Consider the following 26,967-nt stretch of genomic DNA (forward strand, 5'->3'; position numbering starts at 1 on the left):
CTAACCTGTCTGGTGGAACGGCTGGGCGGAGGGCAGGAGCGCCAGTTACGTCATGTACTCGAGTTCGATCTTCTCCACCCAGGCGCCCATGTTCTCCTGCACGAACTCCCAGTCAATGTCCTGCTGCTTGAGGTCGGCGAAGAAGTCCACCACGTCCGGGTTGGCTTTGGCCTGCGCCGCCTTGTTCACGGGCATGGAGTTGAACTGCTGCGCAAACTCGCCCTGGACCTCGGCGCTGCCGAACCAGTCGATGAACTTCTGTGCCTGTTCCTTCTTTTTGGTGCCCTTCACCAGCGCTATCTGCTCCACGGCCAGGGGCACCCCGACGGACGGGATCACGGTCTCGACGTTGACGTTGAAAGACTTCTCGCGGTCCGCGATGATCGATGACGGCATCTGGCCCATGTCCACTTCACCGGAGGCGATGCGGGCAAAGAGGTCAGTCTTGGCAACAGCAGGACTGCCGTTCTGGAAGTACTGCTCCACCTGCTTCCAGCCTTCGTCCGAGATGCCCAGATCGCCGGAGTCATCGCGATAGCGGCTGAGGATGCCCGCAAAAACAAGCTGGGCTGTGGCGGTGCCCAGGCCGGTGACACGTTCGTAGCGGGCTTTGAACTCGTCCTTTGTCCAGAGGTCCGTCCAGTCCTGCGGCGCGGCATCCTTGGAGAATTTGTCGGAGTTATAGCCCAGGAGGATGGCCTGCTTGACCAGCGGCCAGTAGGCTTCACCGTCCGCCAGTTCCTTATCAACGTCCCCGGCCCAAGCCGGCTCGTACGGTTCAAGGACGCCTGCGGCCTTGATCTGCGAGAAGTACATGTTGTTCAGGCCGAAAGCGACGTCCGCAATCGGATTGTTTTTCTCGGCGATCAGCTTGTTGGTGGCGTCAGCGCCGCCGGCCCCCACGATCTCGATCTTGAAACCGGCCCCGGCGGCCTTTGCGGTCAGCCAGTCGCCGCGGCCTTCGCCGTTGGAATTGGTGTAGACCACCAGGGTTTCGCCGGAGCCGCCGGCGGGAGCCGTCGACGGATCCCCGGAGGCGGCTGGTGTTGCTGCTTGCCCCCCGCATCCGGCGAGAAGGGTGACGGCGACAGCGGCGGCAACCAAAGTTTGAAGTTTACGCACGATCAGGACTCATTTCTGGGCTGGAATCAGAGCATGTCCGGCCAGCCTATAGCCGGACATGGCGAATGTCGGGCGTTATTGCTATCGATTCGATAAACAGCCCGACTGGCCACTCTGATCCTGCGGCAGAAACTACGGGTGCCAGGCGCGTGAACCTGGGGTTAACTCTCTGCGGCTCCGCCGCCGTCGTGCATTCTGTCCCTGCTTCAGTCCTTCTGCAGCGTGTCCGTCAAATGGTGCGTGGGAATCCTGTCCCGCTCGTAGGTGATCTCGGTGTAGCCGTGCGGCTCCGGCTTGCCGGACGCGTCGAGGTTGACGAAGACGATCTCCTCGATGGTCAGGATGCTTTGGCGGGTGATCATGTTCCGGACCTCGGCCCGCATGGTCAGCGACGTCCTGCCGAAGCGGGTGGCGGTCAGGCCCATCTCGATCAGGTCGCCCTGGACGGCGGAGCTGACGAAGTTGATCTCGGAAATATACTTCGTGACCGCGCGGCCGTTGCCGAGTTGGAGGATGGCATAAATGGCCGCCTCCTCATCGATCCACTTCAGCAGGCTGCCGCCGAAAAGCGTGCCGTTGGCGTTCAGGTCCTCGGGCCGGACCCACTTTCGGGTGCGGAAGGTGATGTCTGCTGATTCCATAGCCAGAGGTTAGTCGAGGAGCGCCGGCGTCACCGAGTATGACGAACCCGGTCCGACATTAGGCCATTGCTGTGTGTGCCGCGCTGCGGGCGTGGATGCTCTTTGCGTAGCAGTACGAGTGTTCAACGCCCACATAGGGGCCAAAGTTGGGAACGGGTTCGAAGCCGGAGTTTTCGTAGAAGTTCCGTCCGTCGGGTTGGGCGGAACCGGCTTCGGCCTTGATGCGCGTAATGCCCTGCTTGAAGGCTTCGGCTTCCAGGGCAGCGAGGATGGAGCTGGCCACGCCCGAGCCGCGCGTGTAGGGCAACACGTAGAGGCGCTTGATTTCGGCCGTTGTGGCGTCCAGGAGCCGCAGTCCGCCACAGCCGACCGGCTGGCCCGATCCCTTGTCGTACGCCACAAGGAACACGGCGCAGTCAGCGCCCGACGGCGGCGGGCCGGGTTCGTGGTCAGCGGTGCCAAAGCGCGCGTCGAGTTCGGCCTGCTGCGCACGGCGCAGGTCGGCGCCCACGGGGTTGGACCAGGTGACCTGCCGGATGTTGAGCCGCGGGTTGGTCTGCATTTCTGCCTCGATTCGCCGAAGGGATATGCAAGACAAGGCTAAAAGGCGGCGGTTACGCCGGTGTTTCTTCTGCGTAAGCGCCGGGATAACGCTTTGCCGCAGGTCGCTTGGCTGTCTAGTTATCAGCTGGTCTAGGATATTTTTATGCGCTCTACTGGTAATGAAGGCTCCGGCTATTGGTACGGCCCGGATGGCCAGCTGGATTACAGTGCGGCGGTGTTGAAGTCGCTGCGTGACTACCGGGCAGCCGAAACCGCGGTCCGCCGGTCCACCCGGGACTCGATGGGCATGGGCGAGACGGATATCCTCGCGCTGCGCTACCTGCTGAGGGCGCAAGCCTCCGGCAGGAGTGTCGCGCCCAAGGACTTGAGCCAGTTTCTGGGTATCACCAGCGCTTCCACTACCTCGCTCATCGACAGGCTCGTGGCCAGCGGGCACGTCCGGCGCGAGGCGCACCCCACTGACCGGCGGTCCGTGGTTGTGGTTCCCACCGTGGAGTCGGACAAGGAGGTCCGGGTGACCCTTGGGGCAATGCACCGCCGGATGATGGCCGTGGCGGAAGGGTTGAGCGCCGATGAGGCGCGGGTGGTGGTCGATTTCCTGCAGCGGATGGCTGAGGCGTTGGAAAGCCTTGAGGAAGGTGGCAAGGAAAAGTAGCTAGGCCAGCTAGCTAGTCAGGCTAGCAATATGTATGCTTACGATCAGATCCTGAACCCAACAGACGGAGTCGTGAGTGCCTTGGTTACTTTTACTGAGCTTGGTTCCCCTGATTCCTGGGCTGACCGGACATTCCTGAACGGCCTGCAGCCGGGGCAGGAACAGGCTGGGCTGGCCGCAGTCCATTGCGGCACCACCATGGAACTTGTGATCCCGGCGGTGGGGCCGGCCGCGGTCGGCTACACCTTTGGACCGGACGACGGCGGGCCCGTCCAGCTGCCGCCGGTCTGGCGCTGCGGCTGCGGCTTTCAGCTTGACGCCGGCCTGGGGGCAGGCCAGGCCCCGGCCCTGTCCGCATGAGCACGCACGCCCCGGCGGCGGCCCGGAAACCTGCAACGCTCCTGTCCGGGGACGCGGTGGCCGGGCGCTACGAACTCAAGGAAAGGCTGGGCCGTGGATCCCTGGCTGAAGTCTTCCGGGCAGCCGACCGCGAAGGTGGCCCCGACGTAGCAGTCAAGGTGGCGGTCGGGGATTCCCGAAAGCACTTCGAGCGGATCAGGAACGAGGCCGCCGTTCTGGCAGCCCTGGACCACCCGTCAATCGTCACTTTCATCACCCGGGGCATGATGCCCGCCGGAACGGTGCTGGCCGGGCGCCCATATCTGGTCGAGGAACTGGCCCTTGGAACGAGCCTCGCCGAAGCGGCCCGCACCAGCCCACTCCTGGCCGGTGACGTTGCCGGCTGGGCTGCCGGCCTCTTCGGAGCATTGGCCCACCTGCACGGGAAGGGCCTGGTGCACCGCGATATCAAGCCGGCCAACCTGATGTTGAGCGGGCTGCGGAGGAGTCCGGTGCGCATCATCGATTTCGGCATCGTGACTGCGGCGGGCGCGCCTCCCGAGCCGGGCATCTCATCGGGAACAGTCCACTACATGAGCCCGGAACAAGCCGGGGGCGGACCGGCGCAGGCCAGTTGGGACGTCTACGCCATGGGACTGGTGCTGCTGGAGCTTCTCACCGGGTCCAAGGCATTTTCCGGCACCGCCATCGAGTCGCTGGTGGCCAGGACCCTTCGAAGCCCCGACATTCCCGATTCCCTGGGCCCGGGGTGGTGCACCCTGCTCCAGGCGCTGACCGCAATGGACAGTGGCGCGCGGCCTACTGCAGCCGAGGCCGCCGCCATGGCAGCCCGGCTGGTACGGGCCGCCCCCGGAGGGAAGAGTGTCGGTCCTTGCAGGAAAATGGCTGTATTCCCGTCCCGCAGGATCAGGCAGTTGGTCTAGGGCTCCGCCACGTTCTTCCCCGTGGGATCCTCCGCCGTCGGATCAGCAAGTGCCAGACCGCCCACGGGGCTGCCGTCCCAATGCAGGAGCTTCCAGCCGTTGCCGGGATCGCCTTCCAGGGCAACGATCCCGGTGTTCGCCAGGACGTGTTTCGCAGCGAATTCGGAGTCTGCGCCCTCCGCCCTGCGCCCGGCCCAGGTGCGGATGGCAGCACCGTGGCTGACCACAGCCACGGTGGCCTCCTGGCCTGATGACCGCTCCAGGGCGGTTGCGATGGCGGCGTCGAACCGCCCGAAGAAGTCGTGACCGTCCGGACCCGCAGGCATCCGCCGGTCAAGGTCCCCTGCGGCCCAGGAGATCACTGTCCCCATGTACCGTTTGTGCGACTCGTGATCGGTCAGCTTTTCCAGTGACCCAGCCTCGATCTCGTGCAGGCCGTCCAGCACCGCCACATCCAGGCTGTGCAGCCGGCCCAGCGGCGCCGCGGTGATCTGGGTCCTGATGAGGGTGGACGCGTACAGGGCATCGATCCGCTCATTCGCCAGCGAGCGGGCCAGGGCCTCCGCCTGCCGTTCGCCGAGTTCGGTCAGGCCCGGACCGGGGTGGGCCGTGTCCAGTTGGCCAAGCACGTTTCCGGGGGTTTGTCCGTGGCGGATGAGGAGCAGCTTCATTCCTCCAGTTTCGCACCTGGAAGCCGGCCGCCCTGCCAGCCCCGGCAAAGGCTCCCGCAACAGAAGGCGCCGGGCTCCTCAAAGCCCGGCGCCGCCGTCGTACTCTTTGTTCCCGTGGTGCAGGCGCTACTTCAGGTGGTCCACCAGTTGGTCCGCGATGCCCGTGTACTTGCCGGGCGTCAGCGCGAGCAGGCGCGCCTCGGCGTCGGCCGAAAGGCCAAGGCCCTGCACGAACTCCTGCATGCGGGCAGCGTCCACGCGCTGTCCGCGGGTAAGGTCCTTGAGCCGCTCGTAGGGGTTCTCCATGCCTTCGACGCCGGCAATGGCCTCGGCGCGCATGACCATCTGGATTGCCTCACCCAGGACTTCCCAGTTGGTGTCGAGGTCCCCGGCCAGCACGTCCTCGGCAACATCCAGGCGTTCCAGGCCCTTGGCGACGTTGGAAATGGCCAGCAGCGAGTGGCCGAACGCCACCCCAATGTTGCGCTGGCTGGAGGAATCCGTGAGGTCGCGCTGCCAGCGGGAGGTAACGAGCGTTGCAGCCAGGGTGTCCAGCAAACCGTTGGAGATCTCCAGGTTCGCTTCCGCGTTTTCGAAGCGGATGGGGTTGACCTTGTGCGGCATGGTGGACGAGCCCGTGGCACCTGCCACCGGGATCTGCGCGAAGTAGCCGATGGAGATGTAGCTCCAGATGTCCGTGCAGACGTTGTGGAGGATGCGGTTGAAACGCGCCACATCGGCGTACAGTTCTGCCTGCCAGTCGTGGCTCTCGATCTGCGTGGTCAGCGGGTTCCAGGTCAGCCCGAGTGCCTCCACGAAGGACTTGGACACCTGCTGCCAGTCCGCGCCGGGGACGGAGGCAACGTGGGCGGCGTAAGTGCCGGTGGCGCCATTGATTTTGCCCAGGTATTCAGTCTTGGCGATGCGGTCCAGCTGGCGGGTCAGGCGGTGTGCGATGACTGCCAGTTCCTTGCCGAGCGTGGTGGGGGTAGCGGGCTGGCCGTGGGTGCGCGACAGCATGGGGACGGCGCGGTTGTCCTGGGCCATCTTGCTGATCTGGGCCACCAGTGCGCGCGCCGCGGGGAGCCACACGTCCTCCACAGCACCCTTGACGCCCAGCGCGTAAGAGAGGTTGTTGATGTCCTCGGAGGTGCAGCCAAAGTGCACCATGGCCGTCAGGTTTTCGATGCCGATGGCGGGGAGGCGGCGGCCGATGTAGTACTCCACAGCCTTCACGTCGTGGACGGTGACAGCTTCGATTTCGGCGAGTTCTGCCACGGAGGCGGCGTCGAATTCGGTGACGATCGCTCGAAGCTGCTCCTGCTGCTGTGCGGTCAGGGGCCCGGCGCCCGGAAGGACGTTGTTGCTAGTCAGGTGGATAAGCCATTCAACTTCCACGGCCACGCGGTCGCGGTTGAGGGCTGCCTCGGACAGGTAGTCAACGAGGGGCGCGACGGCGGACTGGTAGCGGCCGTCCAGCGGGCCAAGCGCGATTTTTTCCGGGGACGCGGCGAGGGCCAGGCGTCCTGAGGGCGTACGGGTATCAGCTGTGGCGGCGGTTTCAGGCATGTGCTGATTCTTTCATGAACTGCCGCGGCGGCTTTAGCCGGTTACTTGTCCACATAGCCGACGGCATTGGTTGGGTCCGGGCGTTGTCCTCCGTAGCGTTCATGCCAGGCGGATCAGCGGGGCGTGCTGCGCAAAGAAGGAGACCGGTTATGGGGAGCCAACTGGCAGGGGCAGACCTGCACCAGGAAATGCTGCGCGTCTCGCAGGTAATGCAGCTGGCTGAAAGGGTGGCCGTCTGTGTTGGCCGCGGCGAGCAGGTTTTGGACAGCTTCCGGGATATCCAGCTGCTGCAGTGGGAGTCGCCCGCCGGCCGCGCGTACCGGGATGCGGTTTTGCTTCAGTCGGCAGCGCTGCGCCGCGCCCTTGAAGCGCTGGTCGAGGCGAAGGCGGCCGTGGAGCGGCACAGCCAGGAGACCTTCACCGCCGGCTGCACCAACCCGGGCATGCGCTGATGGCAGAGGTAACGCCTTCGGGAAGCGGCTCCATCCACGTGTCCGGACCTCCCGACGACGGATTCCTCACTATCCGCGGAGGCGTGGGCGGCATCAGGTTCCAGCTGGAGGAGCTGAGCGGCGGCGCAGAGAAGCTCGACGAGCTCGCGGGCGAGCTGTCCGGAATGGAAGTTGAAGTCCGCCGGATCTGGGAAGACCTTGTCCCGTTCCAGGACCTGCCGCGATGGTCCGGCAGCCTGGCCATGAATGCCGTCGGCGAGTCCGAGCGGAGCATCCAGGCAGTCCGGACTGAGCTGCAGCGCATCAGCGGCCAGGTGCGCGCTTGCAAGCAGGAGTATGAGGCGGCGGAGTGGCTTGCCGGAACAGCGAGGTACTTGGGCATCGTCAGCCCCGGCGACATCCACGGCTCACTGAAGAATTTCACCGCCAACCGTGCAGCTGACGACAAAACGGCAGAAGCCATCGTCGGCCTTCTTGGGCTTGAAGCTACTGATGTGAAGCGAAGGGTTGAGCAGGACCCCTTGGTTTGGGATGCCCTCGAACGGGAAGGCGCTGTTGGCCGGCCATTGACCGTACGCCAAGAGGAGTCCCTTCAGATCGATCTGAATGCTTCCCCTGAGGGCCTGCTGGAGCGCATCCGCCAAATAGACGCCCGCGGTGCTGGGTTTATTGAGGTCATTGAGGTCACCAACGCCGGGGAAAAGACGTACGTGGTGGTTGTACCCGGCACCCAGTCTGCCGGTATCGGCGCCGGCGGGGAAAACCCGTTCGATGAGGCCGGAATAGTGGAGGCGATGATGTACAGCTCAGACGACATGAGTGCTGCAGCGCTCCAGGCACTCCAGGCTGCGGGCGCTGAGCCGGGGGCTCCCGTGGTCGCTGTGGGTTATAGCCAGGGCGGTATCCATACGATGAACATGGCTGCCGACGCCCGCTTCCTCCGTGATTACGACCTGAAATATGTGCTGACCGCTGGCTCACCGGTCGCCGGGATCAGTCCCGCGGCTGGCGTACAGTCCTTGCACCTCGAACACCGGGCAGACTGGGTGCCGGGAACCGACGGGGCGCCCAACCCGGACACAAAGGAGCGCGTGACGGTTGGCTTGACCCAGACACCGAGAGCGTTGGAAGGCGAAGGGAGTCTGGGGCCCGGCCACACCCTCACTAGCTACCAGGACGGCGCACGGCTGGTGTCCGCCAGCAGTGATCCCTCGCTGGTGGCCTCCACCGCGGCGCTCGGCGCGGCATTGGGAGCGGGTGGAACGGCGACGGCCACACGCTTCTCCCTCTCCCGGACCAAGGCTCCCGCGGCGAACCTCCACGCGGCGGACAACCGGAGGCAGGAGCGCGGGTATGGCGGGCGGTAGCAGGGCGGCGATGGCCCCGCGCTGAACTACCGCCGGGTTCCGGTAATCCTGCCGGCCACGAGTGAAACCAGGGTGATGATGATCGCCGCCAAAACAGCGGTCCAGAAGAAGGAGTCGATAGTGAAGTGCACCGGGGTGTAGCTGCTGATCCAGGAGGTCAGGTAGAGCATCGCAGCGTTGATGACGATGGTGAACAGCCCGAGGGTCAGGATGGTGAGGGGCAGTGCCAGGAGGCTTACCAGGGGACGGACCAAGGCGTTCACGAGGCCGAAGATGACGCCGATGAACAAATAGGCGAGGACGATCCCGATGGTGTCCGTCCCCTGTGTCACGCCGGTCTTGGCCACTGCATCCGCCGTGGCGGAACTGGAGATCTCCATCCCCGGCAGTATCCACCCCGCCACCCAGAGGGCGAGGCCATTGATCAGTACCCGGGCAATCAGTCGCATACGGCCAATGGTTTCACACCGCCCTGAAGGTTGGCTCAAAGACGGACCGCCTTCCCTCCGGTATCGGGAGAAGTAGGCTGGTCTCCATGACGTCATCAAACGCCCTTGCCGGGGGTATCCAGCCGCGTCCAGTGGTGGCAAGGCTGCCACGCTACGCCGCGGGCAAGCCTCCCGTGGCCGTGGAGGGACTGGCCAGCTACAAGCTGTCGTCGAACGAAAACCCGCTGCCTCCCATTCCGGCGGTTGTTGAGGCGATAGCGAAGCAAACCGACTTCAACCGCTACCCCGACCCGTTGAGCAGCCGGCTGCGCGCCGAACTGGCAGGGTTCCTCAATGTTCCCGCCGAGGATATAGTCACCGGCGCCGGCAGCCTGGGGGCGCTGAACCAACTGCTGGCCGCGTTCGCCGGGCGGAATGAAGATGGCAAGCCGGATGAAGTGGTCTACGCCTGGCGCTCCTTCGAGGCCTACCCCATCAGCGTCGGCCTTTCGGGCGCGGACGGTATCCCCGTCCCGCTCACGGGCGAGGGCCGCCACGATCTGCAGGCCATGGCGGCGGCAGTCACTGCCCGAACCAAGGTGATCCTCCTCTGCACCCCGAACAATCCCACGGGCCCCGCCCTCCGTGCAGCCGAGACCGAAGCTTTCATCCGCTCTGTTCCCGCAGACGTGGTGGTGGTCATTGATGAGGCCTATCAGGAGTTCGTGCGCGAAGCGGAGGCGGTGGACGGGATCAGCCTCTACCGCAAGTACGCCAACGTTGTGGTGCTCCGCACCTTCTCCAAGGCACATGGGCTGGCCGGCCTGCGCGTTGGCTACAGCATCTCCAATCCGGAACTGACCCAGCACCTGAGGGTCGCCGCCACACCGTTCGCCGTGTCGCAAATTGCAGAAACGGCAGCAATTGTTTCCCTTCAGAATTACCCTCAAGTTGTAGAAAGGGTACAAAGCCTGGTGGGTGAGCGGGACCGCGTCACCGCGGGGCTGCGCAGCCTGGGCTGGGCTGTCCCTGACGCCCAGGGCAACTTCGTCTGGCTGGACCTCGGCGCTGACAGCGCGGATTTCGCCGAAATGGCCGGCGAGCAGGCCCTGTCAGTGAGGGCATTTGCCGGCGAAGGAGTAAGGGTGAGCATCGGAGAGGAAGAGGCGAACAGCCGGCTCCTCGCATTATGTGCGAACTATACAAAGGCCCCGCGCGGTTCCTAGCCCTTAACAAGTAGCTTCACGCTTAGTTACTGAAGATAAAGTTAGGATCAGTAAGCCAACATATATGCCGTCCCAGGAATCTATTCCTTCTGCGGCATATATCCCAGCGACATTGCATTGCATCCGGATGCGGCAAGCAAGGAGACGGTATGGGCACACATCTGCCTTCCACCGAGTTCGACGGAACAGCTGTAGACGACCAGCGTGAGGCTGATGCCGAAGCAGTAATGGGCGAGCCCCCGGCGCAGATGGTCCAGCTCCTCGGCCCGGACGGGAAGCTGGGCTTTGACCCTGTATTCACCGACTACGCCAGCAAGCTGACTCCGGAGGTGCTCCGCGGACTCTATGCGGACATGGCCGCCATCCGCCGGTTCGACGTCGAAGCGACTGCCCTGCAGCGGCAGGGACAGCTGGCGCTCTGGGTTCCGCTCACAGGCCAGGAAGCCGCGCAGATTGGTTCCGGCCGCGCCAGCCAACCGCAGGACTACATCTTCCCCACCTACCGCGAACATGGTGTGGCGCTGACCCGCAACGTGGACCTCGCCGAACTCCTGCGCCAGTTCCGCGGCGTGTCCAACGGCGGGTGGAACCCCAAGGACACCAACTTCCATCTGTACACGCTGGTCCTGGCGGCGCAGACACTTCACGCCGTGGGGTACGCCATGGGCATCCAGCGGGACCAGAAACTGGCAGCTTCCGGCGCTGCGGGGGCACCGGCTGCCGGACCGGATGCAGCGGTGATCGCCTACTTCGGCGACGGCGCCAGCTCGGAGGGTGACGTCCACGAGTCCATGGTCTTCGCCTCTTCGTACAACGCCCCCGTGGTGTTCTTCTGCCAGAACAACCACTGGGCCATCTCCGTCCCCACCGCCGTGCAGACCCGGGTGCCGCTGTCCAACAGGGCCAAGGGCTACGGCTTCCCCGGCATCCGTGTTGACGGCAATGACGTCATCGCCGTCCACGCCGTCACCGAATGGGCGCTGGAGCACGCACGCCAGGGCAAGGGCCCGGTCCTGATTGAGGCGTTCACCTACCGGGTGGGCGCGCATACCACCGCGGATGATCCCACCAAATACCGGCCGGCGGCCGAAGAAGAGGCCTGGCGGGCAAAGGATCCGCTCGTCCGGCTCGAGAAGTACCTGCGCGCCGAAGGCATGGCTGACGAAGCGTTTTTCGCCAAGGTCAAGGCGGACGGGGACGAGCTCGCCGCCTACGTCCGCCGCACCACCCACGACCTCGAAACGCCGGACATCCGCACCGCCTTCGCCAACACCTACGCCGAAGCCCATCCCTTGGTGGCCGAGGAACTCGCATGGTTCGAGGAGTATTCGGCGGGTTTCGCAGGTGAGGAACCGGCGGAAGAACCGGCCAGGCAGGCAGTAACAGCCCAGGCGTCCCCGAAGGCAGGCCACTGATGACCACCATGACCATTGCCAAGGCCATCAACGAGGGCCTGCGCGCAGCCCTGACGGACAACCCCAAGTCCCTGCTGATGGGCGAAGACATCGGTGCGCTGGGCGGCGTCTACCGCGTGACCGACGGCCTGATCGGTGAGTTCGGCCCCGACCGGGTCGTGGACACCCCGCTGGCGGAGTCCGGCATCATCGGAACGGCGATCGGCCTCGCCCTGCGCGGGTACACCCCGGTCTGCGAGATCCAGTTCGACGGCTTCGTTTTCCCCGGCTTCAACCAGATCACCACCCAGCTGGCCAAGATCCACTCCCGCAGCAACGGCAACCTCAGCGTGCCGGTAGTGGTCCGCATCCCCTACGGGGGCGGTATCGGCTCCATCGAGCACCACTCCGAGTCACCCGAGGCGCTTTTCGCCCACACTGCCGGGCTCCGGATCATCACTCCGTCCAACCCGCACGACGCCTACTGGATGATCCAGCAGGCAGTCCAGTGCCAGGACCCCGTGATCGTTTTCGAACCGAAGCGGCGCTACTGGCTCAAGGGCGAGGTTGACGTTGTAGCCCCGGGTACCGCCGGGGACCCCTTCAAAGCCCATGTCCTGCGCGCCGGGACGGACGCCACGGTTGTGGCCTACGGTCCGCTGGTGCCGGTGGCCCTCGCAGCGGCCAATGCCGCAGAGGAAGACGGACACAGCCTGGAGGTCATCGACCTTCGCTCCATCTCGCCCATCGACTTCGATACCGTCACCGCCTCGGTCCAAAAGACCGGCAGGCTGATTGTGGCCCACGAGGCTCCCACGTTCGGCGGGATCGGCGGCGAGATAGCGGCCCGGATCAGCGAGCGGGCCTTCCATTCACTGGAGGCACCCGTGATCCGCGTCGGCGGTTTCCACATGCCCTATCCCGTTGCCAAGGTGGAGGAAGACTACCTTCCGGACATCGACCGCATCCTCGAGGCGCTGGACCGCGCCCTCTCCTACTGAGGACACCATGACTCTGAACAAGTTCAACCTCCCTGACGTAGGCGAGGGCCTCACTGAGGCGGAAATCGTCTCCTGGAAGGTCAAGCCCGGTGACGCCGTGGCCATCAACGACGTCCTCTGCGAGATCGAGACTGCCAAGTCGATCGTGGAACTGCCGTCCCCGTTCGCCGGCACCGTGACCGAACTTTTGGTCCCCGAAGGCATCACCATCGACGTCGGCACCGCGATCATCAGCGTCAGCGACGAGGTTGCCGGCGACCCCACCCCCGCTGACGTGCCCGCTCCCGAGATGCCAGTGCAGCCGATGTACGGCAAGCTTCCCGCGTCCGACGGCGGCACACCGGCAGGTGCATCAGCGGCGGCCAACGGGCTGGCCGGCGGCCCCCTGGTGGGGTCCGGACCCAAGGCGGACGCCGTCAAGCGCCGGCCCCGCATTTCCAGGGACTCCAGCACCGGGGGTGCAGCGGCAGCCCTGACGGTCAACGCCCCGGAGGTGGAGCCGGTCCAGCCCCTCACCCCGGCTGCCGTGACAGCCGCCCCCCAGGCAGCACCAGGCACGCCCAACGGCGTTTCCGCCGGAACCGACGGGTCGGCGGACAACCGGCCAACTTTCGGCGGCGCCATCACCGGACTCGTGAACAAAGTCCTGGCCAAGCCCCCGGTCCGCAAGATCGCCCGCGACCTGGGCATCGACCTTGCAGACGTGGTGGCCACCGGCTTGCGGGGCGAAGTGACCCGCGAGGACCTGGTCAGCTACCAGGCGCAGCGCGACGCCGAACTGGACAAGGCCGACGGTTTCTGGGGCAAGGCCGGAAAGCCGCAGGACCAGCGCATCGAGCAGATCCCGGTCAAGGGGGTCCGCAAGGCAACAGCGAAGGCGATGGTGGACTCGGCCTTCTCGGCACCGCACGTGAGCATCTTTGTGGATGTGGACGCCAGCCGCACCATGGAATTCGTCAAGCGGCTCAAGGCATCCAGGGACTTCGAGGGCATCCGCGTTTCGCCCCTGCTCATCCTCGCCAAAGCCGTAATCTGGGCGGCGGCCCGGAACCCCAGCGTCAATGCCACCTGGGTGGATACCGCTGATGGCGCCGCCGAAATCCACGTGAAGCACTACATGAACCTGGGTATCGCCGCTGCAACTCCCCGCGGCCTGATGGTGCCGAACATCAAGAACGCGCAGGACCTGTCGCTGAAGGAGCTGGCGCTGGCCCTGAACAACCTGGCCACCACCGCAAGGGCCGGGAAGACCCAGCCTGCCGAAATGCAGGGCGGAACGCTGACCATCACCAATATCGGAGCTCTCGGCATAGATACCGGCACGCCGATCATCAACCCCGGCGAAGTGGCCATCGTGGCGTTCGGAACCATCAAGCAGAAGCCCTGGGTGCTGGACGGCGAAGTGATTCCGCGCTGGATCACCACCCTTGGCGGCTCTTTCGACCACCGCGTGGTGGACGGCGACCTGTCCGCCCGTTTCATGGCCGACGTCGCCGCCATCCTGGAGGAGCCGGCGCTGCTGCTGGATTAGGAAACTGACAACAGTGGTCACGAACGCCGGCGCCATCCGGGCCAAAAACAGGGCTGCCAGATGGATCACCGAGGCGTTCCAGCCGCCTGTGGTGGTCAGCGTCCAGCTGCTGGTCAGCCCGCTGACGCAGCCCGGTTTTCCGGGCACCATGGCCTACGGCGCGCTGGCGGCGTTGTTCGTCTGCGTGGTCCCGCTGATGCTGCTGCTGGTCCTGGTGCGGCTGGGAAAAGTCACCGATCACCACGTCAGTGATCGAAAACAGCGGGCTCCCGTGCTGCTGATGGCGTTGGGGTCGATCGTGGCAGGGCTGCTGGTACTGGCGGCGGCAGGGGCCCCGGAGAGCGTTATCGCCATGGTTCTTGCCGTGGTGGGCGGAGTGGTGGTGCTGGCCGGCGTCAGCCCGTTCTGGAAAATCAGCGGGCATGCCGCCGCGATCTCCTCGTCTGCGGTGATTGCGGTACTGATGCTGGGCCCGGCATGGCTGCCGTTGCTCCTGCTCATCCCCGCCGTGGGCTGGTCCCGGGTGGTGCTGCGGGCGCACACCAGGGCTCAAGTGGTTGCCGGCGCACTCTTCGGCGGCCTGGTGATGGCCGGTATCTGGTGGCTCCTGCAGGGCTGGATGGTGGCGTAGCGCAGGGGAGCGGACCAGGAACCGTCAGAAGGTGGAGTAGGTGGTCAGCATCTCGATGGTTGAGGGATCTGCCACAGTTCCAAGGGAAACGGCTGCCGCAATCATCAGGCCGCCGAGTACTGCCCCCGCGCCGCCCAGTGCGGTCAGGAGCTTCCAGTCTTCGCGCAGAACGCTTGCCACGGTGGCGGGCATGTCCAGGCCCGGAGCAATCAGGTTCGGGGCGCTGTCCACGGTTCCGTCGTCAAGGAGTGCAACCACTGTGCCGTTGCCGCGGTCAACCCGCATGGAGCAGATGTGGTTGCCGTGCCGGGCCAGGAGGATGTCATGGCCGACGAGCTGGCGGCGCTGGAGAGTGAGCAATGGGGCCCCCTGATAAAGGTGGAAGGTGGGTGTCCGCGCCGTTGGGGGCTTATCCAATTTTATCGTTGCGCTCAGAGCGTAAAGGGCGTATAGGGCGTGAGAACGGACACCCACCGGGGCGACTTCCGCCACCCCGGTGGGTGTCCCGGGTAACTGTCAGTCGGCGTCGTAGGTGTTGGCGATGTAAACATCGCAGGGAGCGTTGTGGGCCACGCTGTTGGCCACGCTGCCCAGCACCCGCCCAATCCCCTGCATCCGCCTGTTGCCCACCACGATGATCCGCGCTTCCATCCGCAGTGCCTCCTTGATGAGGGCATCCGCCGGGCGCCCGCGGGCTGCTGAATAGGTCACCTTGATGTCCCGGCCCAGGGATTCGGCAACGGTGCGGGCCACGTGCTCGGCGGCGTCGGCGTCCGAGACGATCCACTGGTCGCTGCCGCTGCCGAAGACCTCGGTGCGGTCACTGTCGAAGGCCGAGACCACGTGAAGTGAGGCATCCAGCGCCGCAGCCAGGTCCCGGGCCGACTCCGCAGCCTTCTTTGCCGTACCGCTGCCGTCCACCCCTACAACGATGATTCCGCTCATAAACTGCTCCTTTGCTTGGTATGGCTTGAGTCCGGTGAACCCTACGCTGGTGAGCCCTACGCTACAGCCCGGCGATGGCTTCCCGCAGTACCGGAGCCAGCCGGCGCACACCCTCGGTAATCGCCTCGGGGGGCACGGCGCTGTAGGCCAGGCGCAGCTTGTTGGACGGCTCGTCCGACGGCGTGAAGGCGGCACCGGGGATGAACACCACTCCGGCGTCGATCGCCTTAAGCAACAGCGGGTAGGTGTCCACCCCTTCCGGCAGTGTCACCCAGACAAAGAACCCGCCCTCAGGGGCGGTCCAGCTGGTCCCCTCCGGCATATGGGCCTCAAGGGCAGCGAGCATGGCCCGGCAGCGCTCGGCATACAGGCCGCGGTAGGTCTCGATCTGGCCCTTCCAGTCGTAGTCCCGCAGATAGGCCGAGACCATCATCTGATTAAGCGCGGGCGGGCAGAGCGTGACGGATTCTGCTGCGAGGTAGTACCGACGCTGAAGATGCTCCGGGACCAGGGCCCAGCCGATCCGCAGGCCCGGCGCGAAGATCTTGGAGAAGGAACCCAGGTAGATGACGTCCCCCGGGTTGTCGGCGCGAAGCGGTGGAAGCAGCTCGCCTTCGAAGCGGAGCAGCCCGTACGGGTTGTCCTCCAGGACCAAAATATTCGCCCTGCTGCATATGTCGACGATCCGTTGCCGCCGCTCCCGGGCCAGGGTGATGCCGGAGGGGTTGTTGAAGTTGGGGATCGTGTACAGGAATTTGATGTTTTTGCCGGCCAGTTGCAGGGCGGCGATTTTTGCCTCCAGCAGGTCCGGGACCAGGCCGTCCTGGTCCATTTCCACGGTTTCCACCTGGACCTGGTACGCCTCGAACGTGTTCAGGGCGCCCACGTAGGTCGGGTCTTCCACCAGCACCACATCCCCGGGGTTGCAGAAGACCTTGGTGGCCACGTCCTGCGCGGACTGCGATCCTGCGGTGATCACCACATTCTCCGGCCGGGCATCGAGGATGCCTTCGGCCGCCATCACTTCGCAGATCTGGGCGCGGAGCTCCGGAGTTCCCTGCCCGCTGCCGTATTGCAGAGCAGTCAGGCCGTCCTGGGCAATGATGGCAGCAGTGGTCTCCGAGAGCCGGTCCATGGGGAGGGACTGCAGGTACGGGCTTCCGCCGGCAAGCGAAACGAGTCCGGGGCGCAGGGAAATATCAAAGACATCACGGACGGCGGATTGGCGTATGTTGGCGGCGCGCTCTGAGAACAGTTCCTCATGGCGGTGGGCGGACGTGGCCGCCCGTTCGATGGCGTCAATGGCTTCAGCGGGCAGCGTCCCTGCTGCGGCGTCGAGTGTTTCGTGGCTCACATCCACAGGATACAGCCGGGAGTTGCCGGTAAGGCAACATCCGTTTAGTAAAGTTTGAACCGCGCGGCGGAAACCGGTGCCAACAAGCTATGCCCGGGGACAGTCAGTCCAGCCGCAGGGCCTCCGCGAGGCCCATGCCGTTGATATAGATCTCCGCCCGGATCGCTCCCACGGCCGCGACCGCCGTCTGGGTTAGCTGCGCTTCCACCCGTGGCGCGTCGCAGACCCCTCCCAGCCGCAGCGTTCCTGCCAGGTACACCGTCACCGTCGTGCCGTCGAAGCTGCCTGAGAGGAATTTCAAGTCGGAAGCGGACAGTGCGTTGTAAATGCCGGCTGCCGGCGTGGGCATCGTTGCTTCGGCTGGTGTTTCGAGCAGTGCCCCCACGGCGGCAGGCAGCGGTTCCCTGGCGCCGGGACCGGTACGGGCCACCGCCACCAGGCTGTCATTGCAGCCGAAACGCACGCCGTTGCTGCCGCCGTCGTCCAGCATCACGAAGTAGGCCGTCACGGCCTGCACAGGCGCGGCCTTGCCCAAGGGCGGCGGGCCGGATGGCGCAGGACTTTGCGGCGCCGGTCCTTCCGACATGCTTGGGGCGGGAAGGGGATCGTCAGGCGGGGTTGTGGGAGGGACAGCTTCGGCCTGCGCCTGCGGGGGGCCGGGACTGGCCGTCGTCTGCGGCGGCCCGTCCTGTGGCTGCGGGGCGGGGCTGGGCGGGGAAGCTTGCCCGGCGGGACCGGTACCGGCGTCCACCAGCGCCGCGGAGGACGAGGAGGCAGGGGCTGGAGGGGAGGGGCTGATGCAGGAGCTGAGGAACAGTGGAAGTGCCAGGGCAGATGCCGCCAGCAAAGCGCGCGCCACCGCTGCTTGCCTTCCGCCGCTGCGCCTGTCTGCCATGCTGCACCGCAATCCCGTCCCGGCACGTACCGTGGATTAACGTTACGGCCGGCGCATTGGCCAAAGAATGCCCGGAAGGTACCGGTTGGGACAAGAGTTGGTCACGGCAGGGCAGTGGCCTCAGGCTCCCGGGCGGCCCGGCCACTCCTTGCCCGCCCATGGATCGTAGTCGGCGATCAGTTCCTCCTGCGGCGGCCGCTCCGCCTCGGGGATGTGCTGCAGGTTCACCCGGACCCGGTACCACAGGGAGCTGGAGCCCCTCATTCCATCAACCAGTACGTCGGCCGGATGCAGGGCCGGAACGAGGTCCGCGTGCCGCGACTTCCACTCGTCCAGTGCTGCCAGCGCCTCGGACTTGGTTTTGGTGCGGGCAACCTCGATCAGGGGCATTACCGACTGCCGGCGTCCGGAGCCGTCTCCGCTGCGGGGTGCCTTTTCGGCTGGGCCGAGTTCCGCCGCCAGGGCCAGGAGTCCGTCCAGTGAGCCAGCCGCGCCGTCTATTCCGGCGTGGGGGTCACCCACTTCCGCGAAACGCTCCGGCACTGTGCGGACGGTGAACTGCTCCGGCCGGGCCGAGCGCACTTCATCCCACGCCAGCGGCGTCGAGACGCGGGCATCGGGCAAGGGGCGGACTGAGTAGGCGGACGCCACCGTGCGGTCCTTGGCGTTCTGGTTGAAGTCAACGAAGACGCTCTCGCCGCGCTCCTCCTTCCACCACCGCGCGGTGGCGAGGCCGGGAGCGCGGTTCTCCACCTCGCGGGCCAACGTTTCGGCGGCCAGCCGCACATCGCGGTAGGACCACCGGGGCTCGATGCGGACCAGGATGTGCAGTCCCCGCGACCCGCTGGTCTTGGGCCACCCTTCCAGCCCGACGTCGTCGAGCACGTCCTGCGCCACGTAGGCGACGTCAACGATCTGCGACCAGTCCACCCCCGGCATAGGATCCAGGTCCACGCGCAGCTCGTCCGGGTGCTCGAGGTCCTCCGCGCGGACGGGATGAGGGTTGAGGTCCAGGCAGCCAAGGTTTACCACCCACGCCAGTCCTGCAGCATCGCGGATCACCGCCTCTTCCGCCGAGGTTCCCGATGCATAGTGCAGCGTCGCGGTGTCTATGAAGTCCGGGTGGTTCTCGGGCACGCGCTTTTGGAAGAACGGCTCGGCGTCGATGCCCTTCGGGAACCGCTTGAGCACCATGGGCCGGCCGCCGGCACCGCGGAGGGCTCCTTCCGCTACGGTCAGGTAGTAGTTCACCAGGTCCAGCTTGGTCAGCCCGGGCCCTGGGAAGACCACCTTGTCGGGACTGGAGACGCGAACCTCGGCACCGGCAATGTCCAGGATTTCGGCCGGGGTCTTCGAGGGGCTCATGGCGTCACGGTAGCAACGATCCGGTGCGGCAGCCAGAGGGCAGGCATGCCGGCTTAAGCACAAAGTGCCCGGCGCGAAATTCGCGCCGGGCACCCGCACAGGATGCCTATGCGGCAGGCTGGACGGCTGCAAGGGCGTCGAACACGCCCTTGATCTGCTCCACCACTTCTGCGTCATCCTTCGGGTGCAGTTCGGCGAAGCGCACCATGGAACCGGGAACGGCGAGCTTGACGTCCTCCAGGACCTGGGCGCCGGCGATGCCTGCTGCCTTGCGGGCCTCGTCCTGGGCCCATACTCCGCCGTACTGGCCAAAGGCGGTGCCGACGACGGCGGTGGGCTTGCCCGCGAGGGCGCCGGCGCCGAAGGGGCGGGACAGCCAGTCGATGGCGTTCTTCAGTGCGGCGGGAACGGTGCCGTTGTGCTCTGGGGTCACCAGCAGGACGGTGTCAGCCTCGCTGGCCGCGGCGCGCAGGGCGGCAGCGGCGGCGGGAACCTGGCCTTCGACGTCGATGTCCTCGTTGTAGAAGGGGATGTTGCCCAGGCTTTCGTGGATAACAACTTCCACCTGTTCCGGAGCGTTCAGCTGGATTGCTTCGGCCAGCTTTTGGTTGGTGGACTCGGCGCGCAGGCTGCCGACGAGGGTCAGTACGGTGCTCTTGGTCATGTGGACTCCTGGGGTAGGGGCGGCGGGAGGGGAACCGCCGGCCGGGGAACACGGAGGCTTGTTGCTGCCTTCATCCATCTAAACGGACTACGGTCCGTTTCTTATTCCCCGGGTCTAGAATAGGCAGTGTGAGCTCCATCTCAATGCGGCCGCAGCTGCCTCCAAGGGACGCCGCCGAACGCAGCGATGCCGCCCGGAACCGGGAACGGCTGCTCCAGGCGGCCCGCGAACTCATCGGCGAATGCGGTGCCGAAGGGCTGACGATGGACCGGCTCGCCGAGCAGGCCGGGGTGGGCAAGGGAACCGTCTTCCGCCGTTTTGGCAGCCGGGCCGGCCTCATGCTGACGCTGCTGAGCGAATCCGAAGCAGCCTTCCAGGAGCGCTTTATGTTCGGACCGCCGCCGCTGGGTCCTGGTGCGCCAGGCCTGGACCGCCTTATCGCGTTCGGCGAGGAACGCATCGCCTACATCATCGAGTTCGGGGAGTTGGCGCTCGCAGCAGAGAGCACGCGGCACGGGCGTTCGGAACCCCCGGCCGCGGCGTTATGGCACCGCCACCTCGAAGTGTTGCTGCGCGAGGAAGGATTCGAAAGGGACCCCTGGCTGATGGCCCGTTCGCTGGCAGCCACCCTTGCCCCGGACCGGCTCCTGAACCTCCTCCAGATGCACGGTGTGAGCCAGGAGCGACTGGCTGCATCCTGGCGGGATCTTGTCACAAAGGTTGTCAGCGGCGCGTAGATTACGCTCGCCCGCGACGACCCGTCCAGTCACATCAAGTTCACAAAGTTATTCATAACAATCTGATACGGGCAGGCAGGTTTGCGCACACCGGCCCGTATTTTGCGGGGCCGGTTGTGATAGTTTCCTCTTCGAATGTGACCCGCAACATAGTCCACAGGACTGGCGCACAGCCGGCGGGTTGCCGGCTACCCGCCGGCAAAGGACCCTGCGTCGCGGCACAACCCCCGCTGACACGGGGACAACGGAAGGATCCAGCACGTGATTGTTGATTTGCCCGATACCCTGATCCACCTGCGGACTCCCTGGTGCCCCGACGTCCAGCCGGCGGCGGCGAAACAGAACTAGTCCCATGCTCAGGTACCTCGCAAAGCGCGGCATCACATACGTTTTTATGATCTTCCTGACCACATCGGCGGGATACTTCCTGGCGGTCAGTTCACTGAAACCTGCGTTGCTGGAACAGGAACGCATTCCCCGCCCCACGCCGGAGCAGGTCGCGAACTCCATGCGCCTCAAAGGCCTGGACCCGGACCTCAGCCCGTGGGAGCGCTACGTGGAATGGCTGACGGCCATCGTCACCCGCTGGGACTGGGGCCGCAGCCCCAACGGCGCCTTCATCAACGCCGAGTTTGGCGACCGTGTATGGATCTCCACCCGGCTCTTCCTGGCCTCCATCATCCTGACGCTCGTCATCGGCGTGGCGCTGGGGGTCTACTCGGCAGCGCGGCAGTACAAGTTCCAGGACCGTGCCATCACGTCCTACAGCTACCTCGCCTACATCGTGCCCGCGCCCATCGCCTACTTCCTGGTGCAGCTGGGCGCCATCAACATCAATGAAACCGTGGGGGAGCGCATCTTCTTCGTCACCGGCATCTCCACGCCGGGAACGGCACCGGGGTGGCCGCAGTTCGTGGACATGCTGGCGCACTACGCCGTCCCCACCATAGCCATCACCCTGGTGGGCTGGGGTTCCTACCAGATAGCCCAGCGCCAGTACCTCCTGGACAACGTCAACGCAGACTTTGTCCGTACGGCCCGGGCCAAGGGGCTCACCCGCAACCAGGCCATCTCCAGGCATGCATTGCGGGTTTCATTCATCCCCGTGGCCCAGAGCATCGCCTTCACCATCCCGGCAATCTTCGCCGGCGGCTTCTTCGCAGAAAAAATCTTCGCCTGGCCCGGAGTGGGCTCCTGGAGCATCGACGCCATTTCGCTCCAGGACGTCAACGCCGCCACGGCCACGCTCGCTTACGGCTCCGTCATCTTCGCCCTCGGCGCCATCCTGGCGGACTTCGCCACCACCCTTGTTGACCCGAGAGTACGGGTGCAGTAGCCATGACCAACCTCAACGCCGTCGATCCGGCAGCCGTCGCGCAGGATGCGCACCTGGAAAATGCCGACGTCATTATCGGCAAGAACACCATTATCTTCCGCCGTTTCCTGCGCAACAAGACGGCTGTGGCGGGCCTTGCCATCTTCCTTGCCCTGACAATTTTTTCCTTCGTCGGCGGGTACTTCACCCAGTGGGACAAGGAGACCATCGACCCCTTCAACATCGGCATGCCGCCGTCTGCCGAACACTACCTCGGCACGTCCCAGGCAGGCATCGACCTCTACGCGATGACGGTCGAAGGCACCAGGATCTCCATCCTCATCGGGCTGGTGGTAGGACTGGTGTCCGTCCTGATCGCCGCCGTCTACGGATGCACCATGGCCTACTTCGGCGGCAAGGTGGACAAGGTGATGCTCTTCATCCTGGAGGCGCTCATCATGATGCCGGCGCTGCTGGTGGTGGCAGTAGCCACCAGCGGCGGCGGTGCCGGGCTCAAGCGCGACCTGCCCTCCTGGCTGCTGCTGATCATCGTGCTGCTGGTCTTCAGCTGGATGGGTACGGCCCGCCTGATCCGGTCCTTGTCCATGTCCCTGATGCAGCGGGACTACGTCAAGGCCGCCCAGTACATGGGCGTCCCGCCGCGCCGGATCGTCTGGCGCCACCTGGTCCCCAACATCGGCTCGCTGCTGGTCCTGGACGTCACCCGCGGGGTCACCGGCGCCATCCTTGCCGAGGTGGCCTTCTCCTTCATCGGCATCGGCATCAAGGTTCCGGATGTAAGCCTTGGCGTCCTCATCGGCGGAGCCACGTCGCAGGTGCAGACCTTCCCCTGGATGTTCTGGGTCCCGCTCGCCGTGATGTTCCTGCTGACCGGCTCGCTGGCCATGATGAACGACGGACTCCGCGATGCTTTTGATCCCAGCTCCAGCTCCAGCGGCAGCGCCAAAAAGCGCAAGGCCCGGACCCGTGTGAAGAGGAGCGTCTCATGAGCAGCGAAATCACCGCCGGACCCGCTGAACAGCCCCAGTCAACGGTGGAGCGGCTGCACGTCGCGGGGCTGCACGGTCCCACCGACGCCGTCCTGTCCGTCCGTGATCTCAACGTCAGCTTCAACACCGAAAACGGCGTGGTGCACGCCGTCCGGGGTGTCGATTTTGACCTCCTGCCCGGCAAAACCCTCGGCATCGTGGGGGAATCCGGTTCCGGCAAATCCGTCACCTCGCTGGCGATCATGGGACTGTTGCCCACCACGGCCGAGGTCACCGGCTCGGTCCGGCTCCATGGCAAGGAGCTGCTGGGGTTGAGCGACAAGGCGATGTGCACCTACCGGGGCAACGAACTTTCCATGGTGTTCCAGGACCCGCTGTCCTCCCTGACACCGGTCTACACCGTGGGCACCCAGATCATCGAAGCGCTCACCATCCACCATCCCGGCATGAGCAAGCAGGCCAAAGAAGCGCGCGCCGTCGAACTTTTGGCCATGGTGGGCATCCCCAGCCCCAAGGACAGGCTCAGAGCCTTCCCCCATGAGTTCTCCGGCGGCATGCGCCAGCGCGTGATGATCGCCATCGCCATCGCCAACAATCCCCGGGTCCTGATCGCGGACGAGCCGACGACGGCCCTGGACGTAACCATCCAGGCACAGGTCCTGGAGGTGCTGCATACCGCCCAGGAGGAGACAGGCGCCGCCGTTGTGATGATCACGCACGATCTCGGCGTGGTAGCAGGCATGGCAGACGACATCATGGTGATGTACGCCGGCAAGCCGGTGGAAACCGGGGCGGTGGAGGACATCTACTACAACCCCCGGATGCCTTACACCATGGGCCTGCTCGGCGCCGTGCCGCGGGTTGACGTGGCAGAAAAGACCTCGCTGGTCCCCATAGAAGGCATGCCGCCCAACCTGATCCACACACCCACCGGCTGCTCATTCGCCCCCCGCTGCCCGCTTGCTTCCGAAGCCTGCCTGGACGGCGAGCCCGCGCTGGCGCCGGTGGACGGCAGCAGCATGCACCGGGCGGCCTGTATCAAGTCCGGCTCACTCGGCGGAGATGTTGACGTCCATGATGTCTTTTCGGCCCCGCCGGTCCCAGTGTCCAAATTCGACTCCATCCCCCGCAGGGAGCGCACCACGGTCCTGCAGCTGAGGGACGTGCGGAAGCACTTCCCGCTGACCAGGGGCGCCCTGCTCAAGCGCAGGATCGGCACGGTCAAAGCCGTGGACGGGCTCAGCTTCGACATCCGCGAAGGGGAATGCTTCTCCATCGTGGGTGAGTCGGGCTCGGGCAAAACCACCACGCTGCTGGAAATCATGGAGTTCCATAAAGACCAGGACGGCGAGGTGGTGATCGGCGGGCTCAGCAACAAGCAGGCTGCCGACGCCCGGACCAAGAGTGCCATGCGGCGGGAACTCCAGATGGTGTTCCAGGACCCCACCGGCGCCCTGGACCCGCGGTTCACCGTCTACGAAGTCCTCGCCGAACCGCTCCAGAACGCCGGCATGGACCGGCAGGCCATCAAAAAACGCATCATGGAACTGATGAAGCTGGTGGGCCTGCAGCCGGACCACGTCAACCGCTTCCCCAACCAGTTCTCCGGTGGTCAGCGCCAGCGCATCGGCATAGCCCGGGCCCTGGCCGTGAATCCCAAACTGGTGGTCCTCGACGAGCCGGTTTCCGCCCTGGACGTTTCGGTCCAGGCCGGGGTGATCAACCTCCTGGACAAGCTCCGCGCCGAACTTGGGCTCAGCTACCTCCTGGTGGCGCATGACCTTTCAGTGGTCCGGCACATCTCCAACCGCGTTGCCGTGATGTACCTGGGCAAAATCGTGGAGATCGGCGAAGTGGACCGGGTGTTCGACAACCCCCGCCACCCCTATACCCGCGCCCTGCTGTCGGCCATCCCGGTCCCGGACCCACAGGTGGAACGGACCAGGGAGCGGATCATCCTCCAGGGTGACCTGCCCTCCCCGCTGGACGCCCCCAAGGGCTGCAACTTCGCCACCCGCTGCCCGGTCTTCGCAGCCCTTCCGGCGGCAAAGAAGGAAAAGTGCCTCACCCTGGAACCCCCGCTGGAACCAGTGGCACCCTCCGCGGCGGCCCAGGTCCTCGCAGCCGGTCCGCTGCCCGTCCCGGATCAGCGCTTCGCCTGCTTCTTCCCGGACGGGGAACTGGACGAGGACATGCTGGTGGTCCACGACCCGGCAGGCCATCATGCACCGTAGATTTGTTCCATCCATCACCAGCGTTACCAGCAGCACCACCGGCAACAACGAAGGGAACACCATGAGGAATCTGACCAGGATCGGCGGAGCGGCGGCCATTGCTGCCGCTTTGACCCTGACTGCCTGCGGCGGTGGCGGCGCCACCGGGCCGGAAACGGCCAAGGGCCAGGAGGCAGGAAGCGACCTGTCCAAGCTCATCAGCATCAACGAGAAGCCGGCAGCCGATCTTGAACAGGGCGGGAAGGTCACCCTTCCGCTGGGCAGCATCGGCCCGGACTTCAACGGGTTCTCCAACAACGGCAACAGTTCTGACAACTCGGCGCTGATGGCGCCGATCAACCCCGTCGCGGTCAGCGGTGGAGGAATCGGCGGCTGCTGGAAGGTGGACTTCGAAGGCAAGGCCACGCCCAACAAGGATTTCTGCGAATCCGTGGAGAGCGAGGTGAAGGACGGCAAACAGATCGTTACCATCAAGGTCAACGACAAAGCGACCTTCAATGACGGCACGCCCATTGACGTCAAGACCTTCCAGAACACCTGGAACATCCTGAAGAGCCCGGATGCGGGTTACGACATTGTCACCTCCGGGTCCTACGCCTTCGTCGAGTCGGTGGAAGCAGGCAGCAGCGACAAAGAAGTCATCACCACGCTGAGCCAGCCCACCTACCCCCTGGAAGACCTCTACTTCGGCCTCATCCACCCCGCCGTCAACACCCCGGAAATCTTCAACGAGGGATTCGTTGGCGAAATGCACCCGGAATGGATGGCTGGACCGTTCAAGGTGGACCAGTATGACGCGGCCGCCAAGACCGTAAGCCTGGTGCCGAACGAGAAGTGGTGGGGCACCAAGCCGGTCCTGGCGAACGTAGTATTCCGCCAGCTTGAGACCAGCGCACAGATCGCCGCCTTCAAGAACGGCGAGATCGACGCCATGTCCGCCAACACCATTGCGCTCTACAAGCAGCTTGAGGGCACCAAGGACTCCGAGGTCCGCCGCGGCCAGCGGCTCTTCGCCGGCGGCATGAACATCAATGCCCAGAAGATCACCGACGTGGCAGTCCGCAAGGCCATCTTCGCGGCCGTGGACCGCGAAGCCCTCCGCAAGGTCCGCTTCAACGGGCTGAACTGGGAGGAGCCCAGCTCCGGCTCCATGATGCTCCTGCCGTTCTCCGAGTACTACCAGGACAACTATCCCGTCAAGGAAACCGGCCCCGACGCCGCCAAGAAGGTCCTCACCGACGCCGGATACACCGCGAACGCGAACGGCATCATGGAGAAGGACGGCAAGCCCGCGGCTTTCAAGATCAGCAACTTCGGTGATGACCCCACCACCCTGGCCTTCACCCAGACCCTGCAGAAGCAGCTGCAGGCCGGCGGCATGGACGTGGGCATCGACCAGCGTGCTTCCGCCGACTTCGGCAAGGTCATCGGCGGCCGCGACTTCGACATGAGCGTCTCCGGCTACACCGTGGGCGCCGACGCGACATCTGCCGTCAAGCAGTACTACGACTCCAAGACCAACGAAAACGGCCTGGGCGACGCCGAGCTGGACAAGAGGATTGCAGAACTGACCTCTATCGCAGACAACGCCGAGCGCAACAAGGCGGCCATGGAAGTGGAGAAGGAACACATGGCGAAGTACTTCTCCATGGGCGTGGTCATGAACGGCCCGCAGATCTCCTTCGTCCGCACCGGCCTGGCCAACTACGGTCCGTCCCTGTTCCAGAGCCTGTCCCAGGTTCCGGACTGGACCACCCTCGGCTGGGAAAAGAAGTAACCCGCCCCCGGGACGCTCTCTCACTTAACGTGGGTTTCCACGTGACGCTCTCTCACTTTTGAACTGCTCCCCGGAAGTTGGACTGAGAAATTCAGTTTCGACTCCCGGGGAGCAGTTTTATGCGTGCACGTAGTTC

The 26,967-nt window shown here is 65.1% G+C and carries 27 protein-coding genes; 15 read left to right on the plus strand and 12 right to left on the minus strand.

Annotated elements, in window-relative coordinates:
• Positions 1-45: 45 nt before the first annotated feature.
• The 3 genes from AC3A4Z_RS19550 to AC3A4Z_RS19560 all read right to left on the minus strand — a co-directional run bounded on the left by AC3A4Z_RS19550 (position 46) and on the right by AC3A4Z_RS19560 (position 2,325).
• Positions 46-1,122, minus strand: a complete 1,077-nt coding sequence (locus AC3A4Z_RS19550) for an extracellular solute-binding protein (RefSeq protein WP_498713532.1) — start codon at positions 1,120-1,122, stop codon at positions 46-48.
• A gap of 206 nt (positions 1,123-1,328) precedes the next feature.
• Positions 1,329-1,763 carry an acyl-CoA thioesterase gene (locus tag AC3A4Z_RS19555; protein ID WP_307613235.1) on the minus strand — a complete coding sequence of 145 codons (435 nt, stop codon included), beginning with the start codon at positions 1,761-1,763 and terminating at the stop codon, positions 1,329-1,331.
• Positions 1,764-1,821: 58 nt separating this feature from the next.
• The gene (locus tag AC3A4Z_RS19560; protein ID WP_050057216.1) at positions 1,822-2,325 is read right to left on the minus strand and encodes a GNAT family N-acetyltransferase; all 504 of its coding nucleotides are present in this window, start codon (positions 2,323-2,325) and stop codon (positions 1,822-1,824) included.
• 144 nt (positions 2,326-2,469) lie between these two features.
• On the opposite strand from AC3A4Z_RS19560, the gene AC3A4Z_RS19565 reads away from it, so the two are divergent.
• From AC3A4Z_RS19565 to AC3A4Z_RS19575, 3 genes are all read left to right on the plus strand, one after another.
• Positions 2,470-2,982 carry a MarR family transcriptional regulator gene (locus AC3A4Z_RS19565; protein WP_493971418.1) on the plus strand — a complete coding sequence of 171 codons (513 nt, stop codon included), beginning with the start codon at positions 2,470-2,472 and terminating at the stop codon, positions 2,980-2,982.
• A gap of 81 nt (positions 2,983-3,063) precedes the next feature.
• Positions 3,064-3,342 carry a hypothetical protein gene (locus AC3A4Z_RS19570; RefSeq protein ID WP_498713535.1) on the plus strand — a complete coding sequence of 93 codons (279 nt, stop codon included), beginning with the start codon at positions 3,064-3,066 and terminating at the stop codon, positions 3,340-3,342.
• Positions 3,339-4,265 (plus strand): serine/threonine-protein kinase, encoded by a 927-nt coding sequence (locus AC3A4Z_RS19575; protein WP_498713537.1) that lies wholly within the window; start codon positions 3,339-3,341, stop codon positions 4,263-4,265. Before AC3A4Z_RS19570 ends, AC3A4Z_RS19575 begins: the two co-directional genes overlap by 4 nt.
• Here AC3A4Z_RS19575 and AC3A4Z_RS19580 read toward each other — a convergent pair.
• The gene (locus AC3A4Z_RS19580; protein ID WP_498713539.1) at positions 4,262-4,936 is read right to left on the minus strand and encodes a histidine phosphatase family protein; all 675 of its coding nucleotides are present in this window, start codon (positions 4,934-4,936) and stop codon (positions 4,262-4,264) included. The two genes, AC3A4Z_RS19575 and AC3A4Z_RS19580, sit on opposite strands and share 4 nt — an antisense overlap.
• A gap of 126 nt (positions 4,937-5,062) precedes the next feature.
• Complete coding sequence (purB, locus tag AC3A4Z_RS19585; protein ID WP_498713541.1) at positions 5,063-6,505, minus strand: adenylosuccinate lyase; 1,443 nt, start codon at positions 6,503-6,505, stop codon at positions 5,063-5,065.
• A 149-nt stretch (positions 6,506-6,654) separates the two neighbouring features.
• Between purB and AC3A4Z_RS19590 the strand changes: the two genes are divergently transcribed.
• Together AC3A4Z_RS19590 and AC3A4Z_RS19595 are read left to right on the plus strand one after the other, a co-directional pair.
• Positions 6,655-6,957 (plus strand): hypothetical protein, encoded by a 303-nt coding sequence (locus AC3A4Z_RS19590; protein ID WP_498713543.1) that lies wholly within the window; start codon positions 6,655-6,657, stop codon positions 6,955-6,957.
• Positions 6,957-8,324, plus strand: coding sequence for a hypothetical protein (locus AC3A4Z_RS19595; RefSeq protein WP_498713544.1), 1,368 nt, complete (start codon positions 6,957-6,959; stop codon positions 8,322-8,324). The genes AC3A4Z_RS19590 and AC3A4Z_RS19595 overlap by 1 nt, the downstream gene beginning before the upstream one ends.
• 26 nt (positions 8,325-8,350) lie before the next feature.
• Here AC3A4Z_RS19595 and AC3A4Z_RS19600 read toward each other — a convergent pair whose 3' ends face one another.
• Entirely contained in the window at positions 8,351-8,773 is a 423-nt protein-coding gene (locus tag AC3A4Z_RS19600) for a phage holin family protein (RefSeq protein WP_493971425.1), read from the minus strand.
• A gap of 86 nt (positions 8,774-8,859) precedes the next feature.
• On the opposite strand from AC3A4Z_RS19600, the gene AC3A4Z_RS19605 reads away from it, so the two are divergent.
• The 5 genes from AC3A4Z_RS19605 (at position 8,860) to AC3A4Z_RS19625 (ending at position 14,535) form a co-directional block, all read left to right on the plus strand.
• Positions 8,860-9,978, plus strand: a complete 1,119-nt coding sequence (locus AC3A4Z_RS19605) for a histidinol-phosphate transaminase (RefSeq protein ID WP_498713547.1) — start codon at positions 8,860-8,862, stop codon at positions 9,976-9,978.
• A gap of 149 nt (positions 9,979-10,127) precedes the next feature.
• Positions 10,128-11,393: a pyruvate dehydrogenase (acetyl-transferring) E1 component subunit alpha gene (gene pdhA, locus AC3A4Z_RS19610; protein WP_493971427.1), complete on the plus strand. Its 1,266-nt coding sequence runs from the start codon at positions 10,128-10,130 to the stop codon at positions 11,391-11,393.
• Positions 11,393-12,373 (plus strand): alpha-ketoacid dehydrogenase subunit beta, encoded by a 981-nt coding sequence (locus AC3A4Z_RS19615; RefSeq protein ID WP_498713549.1) that lies wholly within the window; start codon positions 11,393-11,395, stop codon positions 12,371-12,373. Before pdhA ends, AC3A4Z_RS19615 begins: the two co-directional genes overlap by 1 nt.
• A gap of 7 nt (positions 12,374-12,380) precedes the next feature.
• The gene (locus AC3A4Z_RS19620; RefSeq protein WP_498713551.1) at positions 12,381-13,904 is read left to right on the plus strand and encodes a dihydrolipoamide acetyltransferase family protein; all 1,524 of its coding nucleotides are present in this window, start codon (positions 12,381-12,383) and stop codon (positions 13,902-13,904) included.
• Between the two features lie 13 nt (positions 13,905-13,917).
• Positions 13,918-14,535, plus strand: coding sequence for a phosphatase PAP2 family protein (locus tag AC3A4Z_RS19625; RefSeq protein WP_498713553.1), 618 nt, complete (start codon positions 13,918-13,920; stop codon positions 14,533-14,535).
• A 24-nt stretch (positions 14,536-14,559) separates the two neighbouring features.
• Here the strand turns inward: AC3A4Z_RS19625 and AC3A4Z_RS19630 are convergent, their stop codons facing one another.
• From AC3A4Z_RS19630 to AC3A4Z_RS19655, 6 genes are all read right to left on the minus strand, one after another.
• Positions 14,560-14,895, minus strand: coding sequence for a hypothetical protein (locus AC3A4Z_RS19630; RefSeq protein ID WP_493971431.1), 336 nt, complete (start codon positions 14,893-14,895; stop codon positions 14,560-14,562).
• Between the two features lie 156 nt (positions 14,896-15,051).
• Positions 15,052-15,480, minus strand: a complete 429-nt coding sequence (locus AC3A4Z_RS19635) for a universal stress protein (RefSeq protein ID WP_050057230.1) — start codon at positions 15,478-15,480, stop codon at positions 15,052-15,054.
• Positions 15,481-15,541: 61 nt separating this feature from the next.
• Entirely contained in the window at positions 15,542-16,834 is a 1,293-nt protein-coding gene (locus tag AC3A4Z_RS19640; protein ID WP_498713556.1) for an aminotransferase-like domain-containing protein, read from the minus strand.
• Between the two features lie 103 nt (positions 16,835-16,937).
• Positions 16,938-17,693: a GerMN domain-containing protein gene (locus tag AC3A4Z_RS19645; RefSeq protein WP_498713558.1), complete on the minus strand. Its 756-nt coding sequence runs from the start codon at positions 17,691-17,693 to the stop codon at positions 16,938-16,940.
• Positions 17,694-17,849: 156 nt separating this feature from the next.
• The gene (gene ligD, locus AC3A4Z_RS19650; RefSeq protein WP_498713560.1) at positions 17,850-19,094 is read right to left on the minus strand and encodes a non-homologous end-joining DNA ligase; all 1,245 of its coding nucleotides are present in this window, start codon (positions 19,092-19,094) and stop codon (positions 17,850-17,852) included.
• A gap of 106 nt (positions 19,095-19,200) precedes the next feature.
• Positions 19,201-19,758 carry an NAD(P)H-dependent oxidoreductase gene (locus tag AC3A4Z_RS19655; RefSeq protein WP_142041494.1) on the minus strand — a complete coding sequence of 186 codons (558 nt, stop codon included), beginning with the start codon at positions 19,756-19,758 and terminating at the stop codon, positions 19,201-19,203.
• Positions 19,759-19,886: 128 nt separating this feature from the next.
• On the opposite strand from AC3A4Z_RS19655, the gene AC3A4Z_RS19660 reads away from it, so the two are divergent.
• The 5 genes from AC3A4Z_RS19660 (at position 19,887) to AC3A4Z_RS19680 (ending at position 26,831) form a co-directional block, all read left to right on the plus strand.
• Complete coding sequence (locus tag AC3A4Z_RS19660) at positions 19,887-20,495, plus strand: TetR/AcrR family transcriptional regulator (RefSeq protein ID WP_498713563.1); 609 nt, start codon at positions 19,887-19,889, stop codon at positions 20,493-20,495.
• A gap of 352 nt (positions 20,496-20,847) precedes the next feature.
• On the plus strand, positions 20,848-21,831 hold the full coding sequence (locus AC3A4Z_RS19665) for an ABC transporter permease subunit (RefSeq protein ID WP_493971437.1): 984 nt from the start codon (positions 20,848-20,850) through the stop codon (positions 21,829-21,831).
• A gap of 2 nt (positions 21,832-21,833) precedes the next feature.
• Positions 21,834-22,820: an ABC transporter permease gene (locus AC3A4Z_RS19670; protein ID WP_498713565.1), complete on the plus strand. Its 987-nt coding sequence runs from the start codon at positions 21,834-21,836 to the stop codon at positions 22,818-22,820.
• Positions 22,817-25,054, plus strand: coding sequence for an ABC transporter ATP-binding protein (locus AC3A4Z_RS19675; protein WP_498713567.1), 2,238 nt, complete (start codon positions 22,817-22,819; stop codon positions 25,052-25,054). Before AC3A4Z_RS19670 ends, AC3A4Z_RS19675 begins: the two co-directional genes overlap by 4 nt.
• A 61-nt stretch (positions 25,055-25,115) precedes the next feature.
• Positions 25,116-26,831, plus strand: a complete 1,716-nt coding sequence (locus AC3A4Z_RS19680) for an ABC transporter family substrate-binding protein (protein ID WP_498713570.1) — start codon at positions 25,116-25,118, stop codon at positions 26,829-26,831.
• Positions 26,832-26,967: the final 136 nt, after the last annotated feature.

It is taken from the genome of Arthrobacter sp. Soil_C_49, from assembly GCF_057656635.1.

Bases quoted from the DNA above. Each gene is read 5' to 3' on its own strand.
- AC3A4Z_RS19615 (WP_498713549.1), top strand. From the start codon at position 11,393: ATGACCACCATGACCATTGCCAAGGCCATCAACGAGGGCCTGCGCGCA.
- AC3A4Z_RS19560 (WP_050057216.1), bottom strand. From the start codon at position 2,325: ATGCAGACCAACCCGCGGCTCAACATCCGGCAGGTCACCTGGTCCAAC.
- AC3A4Z_RS19595 (WP_498713544.1), top strand. From the start codon at position 6,957: ATGGCAGAGGTAACGCCTTCGGGAAGCGGCTCCATCCACGTGTCCGGA.
- AC3A4Z_RS19580 (WP_498713539.1), bottom strand. From the start codon at position 4,936: ATGAAGCTGCTCCTCATCCGCCACGGACAAACCCCCGGAAACGTGCTT.
- purB (WP_498713541.1), bottom strand. From the start codon at position 6,505: ATGCCTGAAACCGCCGCCACAGCTGATACCCGTACGCCCTCAGGACGC.
- AC3A4Z_RS19605 (WP_498713547.1), top strand. From the start codon at position 8,860: ATGACGTCATCAAACGCCCTTGCCGGGGGTATCCAGCCGCGTCCAGTG.
- AC3A4Z_RS19565 (WP_493971418.1), top strand. From the start codon at position 2,470: ATGCGCTCTACTGGTAATGAAGGCTCCGGCTATTGGTACGGCCCGGAT.
- AC3A4Z_RS19680 (WP_498713570.1), top strand. From the start codon at position 25,116: ATGAGGAATCTGACCAGGATCGGCGGAGCGGCGGCCATTGCTGCCGCT.
- AC3A4Z_RS19555 (WP_307613235.1), bottom strand. From the start codon at position 1,763: ATGGAATCAGCAGACATCACCTTCCGCACCCGAAAGTGGGTCCGGCCC.
- pdhA (WP_493971427.1), top strand. From the start codon at position 10,128: ATGGGCACACATCTGCCTTCCACCGAGTTCGACGGAACAGCTGTAGAC.
- ligD (WP_498713560.1), bottom strand. From the start codon at position 19,094: ATGAGCCCCTCGAAGACCCCGGCCGAAATCCTGGACATTGCCGGTGCC.
- AC3A4Z_RS19590 (WP_498713543.1), top strand. From the start codon at position 6,655: ATGGGGAGCCAACTGGCAGGGGCAGACCTGCACCAGGAAATGCTGCGC.
- AC3A4Z_RS19620 (WP_498713551.1), top strand. From the start codon at position 12,381: ATGACTCTGAACAAGTTCAACCTCCCTGACGTAGGCGAGGGCCTCACT.
- AC3A4Z_RS19600 (WP_493971425.1), bottom strand. From the start codon at position 8,773: ATGCGACTGATTGCCCGGGTACTGATCAATGGCCTCGCCCTCTGGGTG.
- AC3A4Z_RS19655 (WP_142041494.1), bottom strand. From the start codon at position 19,758: ATGACCAAGAGCACCGTACTGACCCTCGTCGGCAGCCTGCGCGCCGAG.
- AC3A4Z_RS19635 (WP_050057230.1), bottom strand. From the start codon at position 15,480: ATGAGCGGAATCATCGTTGTAGGGGTGGACGGCAGCGGTACGGCAAAG.
- AC3A4Z_RS19675 (WP_498713567.1), top strand. From the start codon at position 22,817: ATGAGCAGCGAAATCACCGCCGGACCCGCTGAACAGCCCCAGTCAACG.
- AC3A4Z_RS19670 (WP_498713565.1), top strand. From the start codon at position 21,834: ATGACCAACCTCAACGCCGTCGATCCGGCAGCCGTCGCGCAGGATGCG.
- AC3A4Z_RS19575 (WP_498713537.1), top strand. From the start codon at position 3,339: ATGAGCACGCACGCCCCGGCGGCGGCCCGGAAACCTGCAACGCTCCTG.
- AC3A4Z_RS19665 (WP_493971437.1), top strand. From the start codon at position 20,848: ATGCTCAGGTACCTCGCAAAGCGCGGCATCACATACGTTTTTATGATC.